The organism is Kocuria sp. CPCC 205260 (assembly GCF_040981045.1).
Classification (GTDB): domain Bacteria; phylum Actinomycetota; class Actinomycetes; order Actinomycetales; family Micrococcaceae; genus Kocuria; species Kocuria palustris.
The window spans coordinates 85,939-99,860 of record NZ_JAVKPT010000003.1; the positions used below are offsets into that span (position 1 = coordinate 85,939).

The window sequence follows — 13,922 nt, forward strand, 5'->3', positions numbered from 1 at the left end:
AGCGCCCGCACACGGGGGCGGACTGCGCCTCCTGGCGGATGCATCCGTTTGACGAACAGGGCTGAAGAAGCCGCCTCCCACGCCCGAGCACCGAATGCGCCCCATGAACCCCCATCACGAGAATCCTGCGGACAGCGAGCCGGAGGCGACGAGCCACGAGCCCGCCTCCGGGCACGAGCCGCGCCCTCAGGACGGGGCGGAGGCCGGCCCGGGCCCGCAGACGCCGTGGTCTGCTGCCGATGATGCCGGTGCGGCCGCCGCACCGATCGCCCCCGCAGACCTCGAGTCCCCGCAGGAGGAGTCCGCGGCCCCCGAGGACGAGGCGATCGCCGATGAGGCGCTGCTGGATTCGGCTCGCGCCGGCGACGAGAGCTCGTACGCCGCGCTCTACGAGCGGCACCGCTCGACCGCGCTGAACGTCGCGCGCATGCACACCCGCAATGTGCATGACGCCGAGGACCTGGTCTCCGAGGCCTTCGCCCGCATCCTCAGCGTCCTGCGCCGCGGCGGCGGCCCCCGCAAGTACATGCGCAGCTACCTGGTCACCACCATCGGCCGTCTGGCGGTCGACCACGGCATGGCGGCCGGCCGCGTGCGCCCCTCGGAGGACGAGGCCGAGCTGGATCGACCCGAGGAGTTCGACGACGTCGTCGTGCGACAGTGCGAGGCCGCCGGGGTGGCCACGGCCTACGGCTCGCTGCCCGAGCGCTGGCAGGCCGTGCTGTGGCACACCGAGGTCGAGGGCATGAAGCCCGCGGCGGTGGCCGAGGAGCTGCAGATCAGCCCCAACGCCGTCTCCGCCCTGGCCAAGCGGGCCCGGGAGGGGCTGCAGAGCGCCTACCTGCAGGCGCAGGTCTCGGCCGAGGCCACCGAGGCCTGCCCGGAGTACGCCGGCGAGCTGGGCGCGTTCGCCGCAGGGACCCTGGCCTCCCGGCGCCGCGCCAAGCTGCAGCAGCACCTCGACGCCTGCCCGCGCTGCACCGCCGAGTACCTCCAGCTCGAGGACGTCGGCGTGGGCATGCGCGTCTGGATCCTCCCGGTGCTGGCGGCGCTGCCGCTGTGGGGCACCGAGTCCAAGGTGCTCACCGCGATCCTCGCCTCCGGCACGGGCAGTGCGCCCGCCGCAGGGGCTGGCGCGAGCTCCGCCGGGGGATCTGCGGAGGTATCGGGCGGTTCCGGCCAGGCCCCCGCAGACCCTTCAGCGCTGACTCCGGCACCCGCCGACGGCGCAGTCGCCGCAGGCTCCGCGACAGCCGCAGGCTCAGCGGGCGGCGGCTCCGCCGGTGGGGCCGGCTCGGCGAGCGCGGGCGGCAAGCTCGGCTTGGGTGCGGCCGTGGCCGGCGGCACCGGGTTGAAGGTCGCGGTCGGCGTGGTCGCTGCGGCGGCTGCGGTTTCGCTCGTCGGCCTGGGCGTGTCCACGCTCGTCCGCCATGACGACGGCGGCGCCAGCGCCATCGGGGGACTGCCCTTCCCCGCGGGCGAGGGCGAGGTCGACAGCAGCGACGAGCAGAGCGGCGACGGCGAGGGTGACGGCGACGGCCGTGGCGGTGATGACGGCGCGGACTCGGGCGGCTCCCTGTTCGGGGACGCTGCCGGCGCTGACTCGGCGCCCGGCGGCGGAACCTCCTCGGCGGATCCGGCCGATGCGTCGGACAGCGCCGACCGGCTCGCGGCCTTCGGCCCGGCCGACCAGGCCGATGACCAGAGGGCTGGCAACGGCGCGGACTCCGGCAGCGAGGCCTCGGCCGAGGACAGTCGGGCAGGAAACGGGGCGGACTCCGGCGCCGCCGGCGACGCCGCTGTCGGCGGCGCTGACGACGGAGCCGATCGGCCCGCGAGCGGCGGCGGCTCCGGCAGCGGTGCCTCCGGCAGCGATGGCGGGGCGTCGGGCGGCACGGGGGGCGAAGGCGCCCCCGGCGCCTCGAGCAGCGGCGAGGCCTCCGGCAGCGGCAGCTCCAGCGGCGATCCCGGTTCGAGCGGCACGACCGATCCGGCTCCGCAGCCCGAGCCCACCCCCGAGCCGACCCCTGAGCCGGAGCCCACCACCGAGCAGACCCCGGATCCCACCGAGTCGGGGGACGAGGAGAGCCCTCCGACCACCGACGACTCGACCGATACCACCGACCAGTCGGACACGGACGGCACGACTCCGGGCAGCGGCAGCTCCAGCGGCGAGCCCGGTTCGAGCGGCACGACCGATCCGGCTACGCAGCCCGCTACCACCGACGAGCCCGCACCGGAGCAGGAGTCCACCACCGAGCAGACCCCGGATCCCACCGAGTCGGGGGACGAGGAGAGCCCTCCGACCACCGATGACTCGACCGATCAGGCCACGGATACGGGCGGCACGACTCCGGGCAGCGGCAGCACCGATCCGAACCAGCCTCCGGCCGAGGTGGAGGGCACCACCTGGGTGTGGGTGCCTCGTGAGCAGTGGCCGTGGCTGTGGCAGACCCTGTGGCCCTGGGCGAGCGGATACTGGGAACTGTCTGCAGACACGGCCGAATAGGGAACACCCGTCTGAGGCTGCCGGTTCCTCCCTGATGAGGGCTCGCGCGCACCCGGGGCTGCCTGGGAAGACGGCGGAGCGCCGCTTCTGGGTCTCCGGCGCGACCAGACGGCCCCATTGAACGAGAGGAACGGATCCGGCATGCACCGACACTTCAACGGGCTGAAGACCGCAGCGCTGCTCGGGGGGATGTGGGGCCTGCTCGTGCTGATCGGGTACGGCATCTCGCTGAGCACGGGCAGCTCGATCTTCATCCTCCTCTTCGCGCTGATCGGGCTGGCTTCCACGGCTTACAGCTACTGGAACAGCGACAAGCTCGCGCTGCGCTCCATGCACGCCGTCGAGGTCAGCGAGCAGCAGGCGCCCTGGCTGTACGCCACGGTGCGCGAGCTCTCCGATCGCGCCGGACAGCCCATGCCCCGGCTCTACGTCTCGCCCACCTCGAGTCCCAATGCCTTCGCCACCGGCCGCGACCCCAAGAACTCCGCGGTGTGCGTCACGGAGGGGATCCTGCAGCTGCTCAGCGAGCGCGAGCTGCGCGGCGTGCTGGGCCACGAGCTTCAGCACGTCTACAACCGGGACATCCTCACCTCGTCCGTGGCTGCGGCGATCGCGGGCATCATCACCTCGATCGCGCAGTTCCTGCAGTTCACCGCGATCTTCGGCGGGCGCGGGGGCGACGAGAGGGGCAACCCGCTGGCGGCCCTGGCCGTCGCCTTCCTGGCCCCGGTGGCCGCCTCGGTCATCCAGATGGCGATCTCGCGCACCCGCGAGTTCGACGCCGACGAGGACGGCGCCCGGCTGACGGGGGATCCGCTGGCCCTGGCCAATGCGCTGAACAAGATCGAGAACGGGGTCAACGCCAGGCCGCTGCCGGCCGATGACCAGAGGGTCGTCAACACGTCGTCCATGATGATCGCGAACCCGTTCCGCGGCGGCGGACTCTCCCGGATGTTCAGCACGCACCCGCCCACGGCCCAGCGCATCGAGCGCCTGCAGGCCATGCTCCACGAGGGCTGAGCCGACACGTCGAAGGGGCGCCGTCGCAGCCGAGATGCTGCGACGGCGCCCCTTCGTCGTCCGCCAGGGCGCGGCGGCGCGGGACTGTCAGCGGAAGTTGATGAACTGCAGGTCGACGTCCAGGTCCTTGCCCTTGAGCAGCGCGATGGTCTCCTGGAGGTCGTCGCGGGACTTGGACGAGACGCGCAGCTCGTCGCCCTGGATCGTGGCCTTGACGCCCTTGGGGCCCTCATCGCGCACGATCTTGGTGATCTTCTTGGCGTCGTCCTGGGCGATGCCCTCCTTGATGGTGGACTCGATCCGGTACTCCTTGCCCGAGGCGAAGGGCTCGCCGGAGTCCAAGGACTTCAGGGAGATGCCGCGCTTGGCCAGCTTGGACTGGAAGACGTCCAGCACGGCCTTGGCCCGCTCCTCGGAGTTGGCCTTGATGAGGATCTTCTCGCCGGAGAAGTCGATCTCTGCGCCCACGCCGCGGAAGTCGTAGCGCTGGGCGACCTCCTTCTGCGCCTGGTTCATCGCGTTGGAGACCTCCTGCTTGTCGACCTTGCTCACGACATCGAAGGTGGAATCGCTGGCCATGGTGCTCCTCCTGGGGCTCTTCAGGGTCATCGACGGGGTCGTCGGACGCATTGCACGGCAACAAGCCGCAGCAGTTGCCTGGGGATTCCGGCCGACGACGGGGCCGTCGCCCGCGTGATCACGGGCCTCTGGGCTCCAGTCTAGGGAGTCGTGATGAATCCGTGATGCTCTCCACCGGGTTCGCACAGGTGAACGGCCGAGCATGGAGGCATGAATCTGATCGACAGCCCCTCGAGTCGCAGCGCCGCGATCGCGAGCTCCCGCCTCGGCGGAAGCACCGCCGGCTCCGACCCCCGCCTGGAAGGGGTGGCGGAGGAGCTGGCTCAGGCCGTCTCGCGCGGAGACGTCTCCCGCGAGCAGGCCGATGCCTTTCTCGGCCGCCTGTCCGCCCGCGTCTCAGCGCCCTAGGCCGTGTTGATCAAGAGGTTTCGACCCCGGCTGGGTGAGCCTTGAACGGTGACGCGACAGGAGATCTCTGACGGGTTGTGGGCCGTGATAGAGCCGTTGATGCCGTCGACCACTGGCCGCTCGCGGCCGTGGACGGATCATCGGCTCGCTGTTGAGGGGATCGCGTGGAAATACCGGACTGGGGCGCCGTGGCGGGATGTGCCGGAGCGGTTCGGGAAGTGGAATTCGATCTACAAGAGGTTCAACCGGTGGGCTGAAGATGGCACGTGGGAGATGCTGCTGGCCGAGGTGCAGAAGCAGGCGGACGCTGCTGGGAAGATCGACTGGGTCGTCTCGATCGACTCGACCATCGCGCGTGTTCATCAGCACGGCGCGACCCTGAAGCGGGACACAGGGGGCTCTGCGGAATCACAAGAATCCGCGGTTCGAGCCGCCTGATCACGGGATCGGCCGCTCCCGGGGAGGGCTGACGACCAAGCTGCACCTGGTCTGCGACGGCCGTGGCCGGCCACTAGGCATGATGATCACCAGCGGGAACATCAACGACACCGCGATGATGACCGCCGTGCTCGAGAATGTCCGCGTTCCGCGCGCCGGGAAGGGCCGGCCTCGCACCCGTCCCGACCGCGTCCTGGCGGACAAGGGGTATCCATCGAAGACGAACCGGGCCTGGCTGCGCGATCGGAGGATCGCGGCAACGATCCCGGAACGTAACGATCAGATCGCGCACCGCCGCAAGAAGCCGGGCCGACCGATCGACTTCGGCGATCAGCAGCAGGGGCGATACAAGGGCCGCAACGTCGTGGAGCGTTGCTTCAACCGACTCAAGCAGTGGCGCGGAATCGCGATGCGCTCCGACAAGCTCGCCCGCAACTATCGGGCCGCCGTCAGCCTCGCCGCGACGCTGATCTGGATCAAGACGGACCTGCCTCCTCCGGCCTGAGCACGGACCGGTGTCCGCGATGCTGACGGTGCCGTGATCAACTGTCAGATCGACACCACCCTGCACAGCGCGACCTGATGCGCCGGTGATTGCCAGCCGACATAGCAGGAGCGGGGCCCCGTCCTGCTTGCAGCCGTCCTCGAATCACAAGCATTGTTGATTGATTCCGTTTTTCGTTATATAACAGATCTGTGAATCATTTCGGTGCCCTGGGGGACGCCACTCGTCTGCGGATGGTGGAGCAGCTTGCCGAGGGTGATCGTACGGCCGGCGAGCTGAGCGCCGTAGTTCGTGAAGAGTTCGGAGTGAGTCAGCCCGCAGCGTCTCGGCATCTTCGCGTGCTGCGTGAGGTCGGCCTCGTACGTTCGCGCGTCGAGGGATCGCGTCGCATCTACAGCCTGGACCGCGACGGTGTCGAGGCCATCGGCGAGTGGGCGGACCGGCTGCGGCAGCTGTGGGGCGGTTCGCTCTCGGCGCTGGGCACCGAGATCGCGCGCGGTCAGCGTGACCGTCGCTATGAGTCGAAAGGAAGCCAGCAGTGAACATCGCCAGTCAGATCAACGAGGTTCTACGTCACGTCGAGTTCGACGACGAGCGGAACGTGATCACCCTGACCCAGACCTTCCCGACGACCCCTGACGACCTGTGGGACGCGTGCACGAATCCCGACCGCCTGGCGCGCTGGTTCGAGCCCCTGACCGGAGACCTGCGCCGGGGTGGTCGGTATCGCCTTTTGGACAGTGGCACGGTCGGCACGATCGAGACGTGCGAGGCGCCGCGCGCGTTGACGATAACGTGGGAGTACGAGGGCGAGGTCTCTCGCGTCACCGCGTCGATCGGAGGACATGGCACCGGGGCAGCCGCGCTCACCGTGCGTCACTTTGGAGAGAGCAACGACCACTGGCGCGAGTACGGTCCTGCTGCCGGCGGTGGCGGGTGGGACGCGGGGCTCCTGGGGCTCGCGCTTCATCTCGACGATCCGCGTGCTGACCTCGATGCCGTCAGCCGCATCATGGGGTCAGAAGAAGGTGCCGAGTTCGCTAGACGCGGGTCTGAAGAGTGGTCGCGGGCGCACCAGGAAGCGGGCGCTCCGAAGAGCGAAGCCGACGCTGCCGCTCGCGCTGCGCTGGCGCTCGATCGCGCCCAGTGGGAACCCGCCGACTGATCGGGTCTTGACGGATGGGATTCCTGGCCGTATCCGGTCTCAGACTCTTGATCAACACGGCCTAGGCCGGCGAGCTCTGACGGAGCGGGCGAGCACTGGCCTCGTGCCGGGATTTGGCCGCAGGCCGGTGCTTCGCTAAAGTAGCGGTGCTCCCGCACAGGGAGCATCTCCGGCATCGGGTCGTCCGGTGCGGTCGCGGCAGATTACCCGAGCGGCCAAAGGGGGCTGACTGTAAATCAGCTGGCACTGCCTACGGGGGTTCGAATCCCTCATCTGCCACACGCGTCCTGCTGTGCAGGACCAGGAAGGCGCCCCGGACCACACGGTCCGGGGCGCCTTCTCGCATCCGCGGCCCCGGGCGCCCCGGCAGGTCCCTCGTCGGCCCTCGCGGGAAGGGGATGTGTCCACCGACGGCGAACCGCAGCTGACGCGCGAGGCCGCGGTCCGTAGGGTGGCGGCCATGGCTACCGTTGAGATCACGCAGGAGAACCTGCAGGAGACCCTCACCCAGAACGACATCGTCCTGCTGGACTGGTGGGCGGACTGGTGCGGGCCCTGCAAGCAGTTCGCACCCACCTTCGAGGCGTCCTCGGAGAAGCACCAGGACGTCGTGCACGGCAAGATCGACACCGAGGACCAGCAGATGCTGGCCGCCTCCGCCCAGATCAGCTCGATCCCCACCCTGATGGCCTTCCGCGAGGGCGTGCTCGTCTTCTCGCAGGCCGGCGTGCTGCCCGAGTCCGGGCTGGACCAGGTCGTCGAGGCCGTGAAGGGCCTGGACATGGAGGAGGTCCACAAGCAGGTCGCCGAGCAGCAGGCCGCTGCGGAGTCCGGCGACGACCAGCAGAGCTGAGTCCACCCGCCAGGCACCGACACCCCAGCGCAAGGGCGTCTCCCCCGAAGGGAGGCGCCCTTCGCCGTGTCCAGGCCGGGTGGCCTCGACCGGCGCGCAGGCAGCTCCGGAGACCGCCCTGCAGCGCCTGGAGTCAGTGCTCGCGGTGGTCCTCGGGGGACAGCCGCGGCCCCATGCGCTGGGCCCGCCACTGCGAGGCGTGCAGCAGCCGCACGACGCGCTGACGGTGCCCGCGCCAGGGTTCGAGCAGCTCGAGCATGCGGGCGTCGTCGCCCCGGCAGCCGTCGAAGAACTCGGTGACGTGATGCGCCAGGTGGTAGTCGGCCACGCTGACGCGATCGGGATCGCCATGCGTGACCTGAAGGGTCTCGGCGACGGTCCACGGGCCCACGCCGGGCAGGGATCTCAGCGCGCGCTCAAGATCCTCATCCAGCGGGCGGCGGTTCCAGCGGGCCAGCGCACCGGCCCGGGCGGCGATGAGAGCCATGGTCCGCGAGCGGGCGGGATCGACCCCTGCTCGATGCCAGGCCCAGGACGGGATCGCCCGCACCTGCTGCGGGGTCGGTGCGACCGCCATGCCGCGGGGTGCGGGGCCCGGGGCTGCGTCCCCATGGGCGCGGGCCAGCCAGCGCTGCTCGCGGATGGCCTCGTGCCCGGTGACGCGCTGCTCGAGCACCGCGGCGCACAGAGCCTCGAAGAGCCGACCGGTGGAGATCAGGCGCATCCCCGGGCTGTGATGTCGGGCCTGACGCAGGGAGCTCGGCAGGGCGTCCCAGGCGGGGGAGTCCTCGAACGCGGACCAGTCGTCGCGGGCCCCGCACCACAGGGGAGCCTCGTCCAGGAAGCCCCGGGCTCCGGGGCCCCAGGCATCGACGAGGATGTCCCGGCGCAGGAGGTCGCCGTCCCCGGCGCGGGTGAAGCGCGCGGTGAGCGGGGCGCCGTCGACCCGGGCGGTGATCCAGGCCTGCTGCGGGGAGGGGACCTGCGCGGTCGTGTGCCGCGCCCCGCGCGACAGCGCCCCCAGCGACTGCGCCAGGTCCACCGGCCCCGGCGGGCTCCAGCGCCGACGATGTTCGCCGGCCTGCGCTGTCCCGTCCTGGACCGCGCCGCGAGGGCGAGCGGGGGTGCTGCGTGTGCGACCGGCGGACATGGCGCTGATCGTGGCACAGCGGGGCGACAGCACAGCCGCGGCGGTGCAGCCGCCCGAGTGTCTCTGCTCACGATGGCCTGCATCCCCGGTCGAGCAGCGGAGGCGTGGGTTAGGGTGGACCGACCCTTCCGGTCACATCCCTGGATCTGTCTGTCGTGCACCGACGTCTTCTCGTCGGTGATCGGCGGCCGCCTCAGGCCGCTGGAATCCCGTCGCCTCCACCGTCGAGCCTCGGCTCGCACCGCGCTTCGAACCGCGCGGAACCAGCGACGCAGGACGCCTTCTGCACTCGGGGAGCACCGGAGCCATGTGCAGCCACTTCAGACGACCGCTCCTCCAGCGGCGCCTCGTCGTGCGCTCGATCCCGTGAGGAGCTCGGATGAGCGAGAACGCCCCCGACCAGAACACCCAGGACACCACCCCCACCTTCGCCGAGCTCGGCATCGACGCCCGCGTGCTCGCAGCGCTCGAGGCCATCGGCTACGAGAAGCCCTCGCCCATCCAGGAGGCGACCATCCCGGTCCTGCTGGAGGGCCGCGACGTCGTCGGCATGGCGCAGACGGGCACCGGCAAGACCGCGGCCTTCGCGGTCCCGGCCCTGTCGCGCCTGGCCGAGCTGGCCGATCTCAACGGCCCGTCGACCTCCACGCAGGTCCTGGTGCTGGCCCCCACCCGCGAACTGGCGCTGCAGGTCGGCGAGGCCTTCGCCTCCTACGCCGTCCAGCTCGAGGACTTCACCGTCCTGCCGGTCTACGGCGGCTCCTCCTACGGTCCGCAGCTGGCCGGGCTGCGCCGCGGCGCCCAGGTGGTCGTCGGCACGCCGGGCCGCGTGATCGATCACCTCAAGCGCGGCTCCCTGAAGCTCGACGACCTCCAGTACCTCGTGCTCGACGAGGCCGACGAGATGCTGCGCATGGGCTTCGCCGAGGACGTCGAGACGATCCTGTCGCAGACCCCCGAGGACAAGCAGGTCGCCCTGTTCTCCGCGACCATGCCCCCGGCGATCCGCAAGATCGCCCAGCGCTACCTGCGCAACCCGGAGGAGATCTCGGTCAAGGCCAAGACCTCCACCGCCACGAACATCCGCCAGCGCTACCTGCAGGTCATGGGCGCCCACAAGCTCGAGGCCATGACGCGCCTGCTCGAGGTCGAGGAGCACGACGGCATCATCGTCTTCGTGCGTACCAAGGCTGCGACCGAGGAGGTCGCCGAGAAGCTGCGCGCCCGCGGCCATGCCGCCACCGCGATCAACGGCGACATCCCGCAGCAGGCCCGCGAGAAGTCCGTGGAGCAGCTGCGCAGCGGCAAGATCGACATCCTGGTCGCCACCGACGTCGCCGCCCGCGGACTGGACGTGGAGCGCATCTCCCTGGTCGTGAACTACGACATCCCGCACGACACCGAGTCCTACGTCCACCGCATCGGCCGCACCGGCCGCGCGGGCCGCTCGGGCGATGCGATCCTGTTCATGACCCCGCGCGAGAAGTACCTGCTGCGCGCGATCGAGAAGACCACGCGCCAGCCGGTCGAGCAGATGCCCATGCCCTCGGTCGAGGACGTGAACCGCACTCGCGTCGATCAGTTCGGGCAGTCGATCACGGACACGATCGAGACCCAGGATCTCTCGGCCTTCCGCGAGATGGTCACCGCCTACGTCGAGGACCACGACGTCGACCCGCTCGAGGTCGCCGCGGCCCTGGCCGTGATCTCGCAGGGCGACCAGCCCTTCTTCGCCCAGGAGCTGCCCGAGCCCAAGCGCAAGGAGCGCGATCGCGGCGAGCGCTCGGAGCGCGGCGGACGCACCCCGCGCTCCGAGGAGGGCAAGGCGACGTACTGGATGGCCGTGGGCCACAAGCACCGTGCGCTTCCGGGCTCGATCGTCGGCGCCCTGACCAACGAGGGCGGGCTCAAGGGCTCGGACATCGGCGCGATCGAGATCAAGCCGTCGTTCACCCTGATCGGGCTGCCGGACGATCTCTCCCGCGCAGACCTGGACCGCCTGGGCGCCATCGAGATCAACGGCCAGCGCCTGGACATCCGCCAGGACCGCGGCCCCAAGTCCAGCGGCGCGCGCAGCGACCGCGGCGGCTACCGCGGCGACGACCGCCGCGGAGGCCGCTCGGCCCGTCCCGAGCACAGCGGCGGCCACAAGAAGTTCACGGGCGGCCGGAAGGGCTCGCAGCGCCACGGATCGCGCTGATCGTAGAAGGCGGGCCTGCGTATCGTGTGAGTCATGACCGCAGAGCCCGCCGCCGCCGCCCGGGGCGGCGCTGTGCTCCGGCAGCTGACGTCGGTGCGTGGACGGGCCCTCGTGGTGGTCGTGACCATCACCGCTCTGACGGTGCTGGCGATCGGCGCGGCCACGCACTGGGTCCGCTACGGCCAGCTCGAGGCCTCGGTGGCCCAGGGCACCGAGCAGGAGGCCGGGGAGCTGCAGCGGCTGCTCGATCGCGGCCCCGCCTCGGCGGAGGCCGATGCCATGGCCGGCCCGCCTGCCGAGACGGCACCGGAGGACGCCTTCGACAGCCGGTTCGACAGCGTCGAGCACCTGCTGTGGACGTTCATGTCCACCTCCGTGCCGGCCCCTGACGAGGTCATCGTGGGGCTGGTCGACGGCGAGGTCCGCTACACCTACGACGGCCCGGCCGGCGAGGGCCTGAGCCACGACGTGATCGAGGAGGTCGTGCGCGAGCACGGCCAGTCGGACCGCACGGTCCACACCATCGGACAGCACGACGGCCGCGACATCGGCTTCGGGCTGATCCACGTGGACATCGACGGCGATGCGTCCGAGGGCTACCTGGTCGTGGCCACGGACATCACGCAGGGCCGCCAGGAGATCCTGGACTCATGGTGGCGCTACGTCATGATCTCCCTGCTGTTCCTGGTCGCCGCCTCAGCGGTGGCCTACTACCTGATCGGGCGCGTCACCGCACCGATCTCGAGGCTGCGCGAGGCCACCGAGTCGATCTCGGTGAACGATCTCTCCGGCCGCGTGGAGGTGCCCAGCCAGGATTCGGACGTGGCTCACCTGGCGGAGAACTTCAACGGGATGCTCGATCGCCTCCAGGAGGGCTTCGAGGAGCAGCGCCAGTTCCTGGACGACGCCGCCCACGAGCTGCGCACGCCGCTGACCATCCTGCACGGCAACCTCGAGCTGATGGACGAGCACGATCCGCACGACGCCGCCGAGACCCGCGATCTGATGCTCGACGAGATCTCGCGGATGAACCGCCTGGTCGATGACCTCCTGATGCTGGCCCGGTCGCGGCGCCCGGACTTCGTGCGCCCGGCCTCCTTCGAGGTCTCCGCCTTCCTGGACGACGCCTTCGCGCGGCTCTCGGCCCTTTCCGGGCAGCGCCGCTGGCGGGTCGACTCCCGCTGCGAGGGCCTGCTGGTGGCCGACCGCGAACGGCTCATGCAGGCCGTCATCCAGCTGGCCGCCAACGCCGTGAAGTTCAGCGCCGAGGACGACACCATCGCGATCGGCGCCTCCTGGGGCGAGCTCGACGACGGCGGCAGGCGGCTGCAGCTGTGGGTGCGCGACACCGGCGCCGGCATCGATGTGAAGGACCAGGCCCGGATCTTCGAGCGCTTCGGCCGGGCCTCGGCGGGGCGCACGGTCGAGGGCTCCGGGCTGGGCCTGGCCATCGTCGAGGCCATCGCGCGCGGGCACGGCGGGCGGGTCGCGCTGCGCTCATCGCTCGGCGCGGGCTCTCAGTTCACCCTGATGCTGCCGGAGGGCGGGCCCTCGCCGGAGCCCGCCGAGACGCCGGTCGAATCTCTCTCCTGATCCCCTCATCTTCCTGTGCGAGCCTGCCCCGAGCGGGAGAGCCCCGCGGCAGTCACGACACCAGGAAGGGACCGGGAGATGGCCAACATCCTGATCGCGGAGGACGAGGAGCGGATCTCCCGCTTCATCCAGAAAGGGCTGCGCGCCTCCGGCTACGAGACCGCGGTCGTCGAGGACGGCGTCGAGGCCCTGGATCTGGCCAGCACCGGCGTCTACGACCTCCTCGTGCTCGACGTCGGACTGCCCGGGCTCGACGGCTTCCAGGTGCTCGCCGAGCTGCGCGCCGGCGGCTCCGGAATGCCCGTGATCATGTGCACGGCTCGGGACTCGGTGGAGGACACCGTGCAGGGCCTGGACTCCGGGGCCGATGACTACCTGGCCAAGCCCTTCCGCTTCGCCGAGCTTCTGGCGCGGGTGAAGGCGCGCCTGCGTCAGACGGGCTCCGCCGGAGACGACGGCAGGCTCACCGCCGGGAGCCTGACGCTGGACATCTCGCGGCGCTGCGCGTTCGTCCACGACCAGGAGATCGCCCTGTCGGCCCGCGAGTTCTCGATGGCCCAGGTGCTCCTCGAGAACACGGGCCAGGTGCTCACCCGCGACCTGCTGCTGGACAAGGTCTGGGGCTACGACTTCGAGGGCTCCTCGAACGTGGTGGACGTCTACGTGCGCTACCTGCGCAACAAGCTCGGGCCCGAGCGGATCATCACGGTGCGCGGAGCCGGCTACAGGCTCGCGGAGATCTGAGCCGATCGGCGCCGAGCGAGGCGGTCCTCATGCTCGTCTCACGTGCGGAGGCCATGGTGGGGACATGCGCATCCTCTGGTCCGCCCTCGCCCTGATCGTCGCCTCGATCCTCGCCGTCGCCCTGTGGGTCTCTGCGGGCCCTGCGACCCCGGAGACCGAGGTCCTGCGCGACGGCGTCGGCAGCAGCGAGGATCCCGAGGACGGCGCCACGAGCGAGCCGGCCGAGGACGACTCCTCGTACGCTGCCTCGCAGGATCCTTCTGCGGGCCCGTCGCAGGAGGCCTCGGCGCAGCCGTCGTCGGAGCCGTCACGGGAGGAGGCCGCCTCGCAGCCGACCCGGGAAGGGCAGCAGCCGGCCGCGACGCCTGCTCCGGCTCCGGCCCCGGCGCAGGAGCCCGTCCCCGTTCCCGTCCCGCTCGAGCAGTCCCAGGGCTACGACGACGACTGGGACGACGATGCGGACGGCGACTACGACGGCGACTGGGATGATGACTGAGCCGGCTCCGATTTCATGTCTCAGCCAGGTGTGCTGTACAGTATTCCGCGTTGCCCCGATAGCTCAGTGGTAGAGCGCCATCTTGGTAAGATGGAGGTCCCGGGATCGATTCCCGGTCGGGGCTCTCGAGATGAGGGCCCGCATCCGCGTCATGACGGGGATGCGGGCGTCATCGTCTCTCCTGGCGGTGTAGCTCAGCTGGTTAGAGCGCACGACTCATAATCGTGAGGTCGACGGATCGAGCCCGTCCACCGCTACGGAA

At 70.6% G+C, this 13,922-nt stretch carries 13 protein-coding genes and 3 tRNA genes; 14 read left to right on the forward strand and 2 right to left on the reverse strand.

Annotated elements, in window-relative coordinates; all coding sequences use genetic code 11:
* Positions 1–103 precede the first annotated feature (103 nt).
* Together RF645_RS07545 and htpX are read left to right on the forward strand one after the other, a co-directional pair.
* Positions 104–2,509 carry a sigma-70 family RNA polymerase sigma factor gene (locus RF645_RS07545; protein ID WP_368818883.1) on the forward strand — a complete coding sequence of 802 codons (2,406 nt, stop codon included), beginning with the start codon at positions 104–106 and terminating at the stop codon, positions 2,507–2,509.
* A gap of 141 nt (positions 2,510–2,650) precedes the next feature.
* The gene (gene htpX, locus RF645_RS07550; protein ID WP_024289893.1) at positions 2,651–3,529 is read left to right on the forward strand and encodes a zinc metalloprotease HtpX; all 879 of its coding nucleotides are present in this window, start codon (positions 2,651–2,653) and stop codon (positions 3,527–3,529) included.
* An 87-nt stretch (positions 3,530–3,616) separates the two neighbouring features.
* On the opposite strand, the gene RF645_RS07555 is transcribed toward htpX, so the two are convergent.
* The gene (locus RF645_RS07555; RefSeq protein ID WP_006215871.1) at positions 3,617–4,108 is read right to left on the reverse strand and encodes a YajQ family cyclic di-GMP-binding protein; all 492 of its coding nucleotides are present in this window, start codon (positions 4,106–4,108) and stop codon (positions 3,617–3,619) included.
* 210 nt (positions 4,109–4,318) lie between these two features.
* Here RF645_RS07555 and RF645_RS07560 point away from each other — a divergent pair, with 210 nt between their 5' ends.
* From RF645_RS07560 to trxA, 6 genes are all read left to right on the forward strand, one after another.
* Positions 4,319–4,516, forward strand: a complete 198-nt coding sequence (locus RF645_RS07560; RefSeq protein ID WP_006215872.1) for a hypothetical protein — start codon at positions 4,319–4,321, stop codon at positions 4,514–4,516.
* A 48-nt stretch (positions 4,517–4,564) separates the two neighbouring features.
* Positions 4,565–5,459 (forward strand): IS5 family transposase gene (locus RF645_RS07565; protein WP_368818884.1). Its coding sequence is split into 2 segments (ribosomal slippage): positions 4,565–4,921 and positions 4,923–5,459, totalling 894 coding nucleotides; the frame shifts between segments, so codons are not numbered across the junction.
* Between the two features lie 191 nt (positions 5,460–5,650).
* Entirely contained in the window at positions 5,651–6,001 is a 351-nt protein-coding gene (locus tag RF645_RS07570) for a helix-turn-helix transcriptional regulator (RefSeq protein WP_024290610.1), read from the forward strand.
* The gene (locus tag RF645_RS07575; RefSeq protein ID WP_368818885.1) at positions 5,998–6,624 is read left to right on the forward strand and encodes an SRPBCC domain-containing protein; all 627 of its coding nucleotides are present in this window, start codon (positions 5,998–6,000) and stop codon (positions 6,622–6,624) included. The genes RF645_RS07570 and RF645_RS07575 overlap by 4 nt, the downstream gene beginning before the upstream one ends.
* A gap of 197 nt (positions 6,625–6,821) precedes the next feature.
* Positions 6,822–6,903, forward strand: a tRNA-Tyr gene (locus RF645_RS07580).
* Positions 6,904–7,084: 181 nt separating this feature from the next.
* On the forward strand, positions 7,085–7,477 hold the full coding sequence (gene trxA / locus RF645_RS07585) for a thioredoxin (RefSeq protein ID WP_040560385.1): 393 nt from the start codon (positions 7,085–7,087) through the stop codon (positions 7,475–7,477).
* A gap of 133 nt (positions 7,478–7,610) precedes the next feature.
* On the opposite strand, the gene RF645_RS07590 is transcribed toward trxA, so the two are convergent.
* A complete protein-coding gene (locus tag RF645_RS07590) occupies positions 7,611–8,627 on the reverse strand; it encodes a DNA-3-methyladenine glycosylase (protein ID WP_368818886.1) in 1,017 nt (338 codons plus the stop codon).
* Positions 8,628–9,006: 379 nt separating this feature from the next.
* Between RF645_RS07590 and RF645_RS07595 the strand changes: the two genes are divergently transcribed.
* The 6 genes from RF645_RS07595 to RF645_RS07620 all read left to right on the forward strand — a co-directional run bounded on the left by RF645_RS07595 (position 9,007) and on the right by RF645_RS07620 (position 13,917).
* Positions 9,007–10,827 carry a DEAD/DEAH box helicase gene (locus RF645_RS07595; RefSeq protein ID WP_006213562.1) on the forward strand — a complete coding sequence of 607 codons (1,821 nt, stop codon included), beginning with the start codon at positions 9,007–9,009 and terminating at the stop codon, positions 10,825–10,827.
* Positions 10,828–10,860: 33 nt separating this feature from the next.
* Entirely contained in the window at positions 10,861–12,420 is a 1,560-nt protein-coding gene (locus RF645_RS07600) for an ATP-binding protein (protein WP_368818887.1), read from the forward strand.
* A gap of 78 nt (positions 12,421–12,498) precedes the next feature.
* A complete protein-coding gene (locus RF645_RS07605) occupies positions 12,499–13,164 on the forward strand; it encodes a response regulator transcription factor (protein WP_053447840.1) in 666 nt (221 codons plus the stop codon).
* Between the two features lie 64 nt (positions 13,165–13,228).
* The gene (locus RF645_RS07610; protein WP_368818888.1) at positions 13,229–13,660 is read left to right on the forward strand and encodes a hypothetical protein; all 432 of its coding nucleotides are present in this window, start codon (positions 13,229–13,231) and stop codon (positions 13,658–13,660) included.
* 52 nt (positions 13,661–13,712) lie between these two features.
* Positions 13,713–13,784, forward strand: a tRNA-Thr gene (locus RF645_RS07615).
* A 59-nt stretch (positions 13,785–13,843) separates the two neighbouring features.
* Positions 13,844–13,917: transfer RNA gene (locus RF645_RS07620), tRNA-Met, on the forward strand.
* Positions 13,918–13,922: the final 5 nt, after the last annotated feature.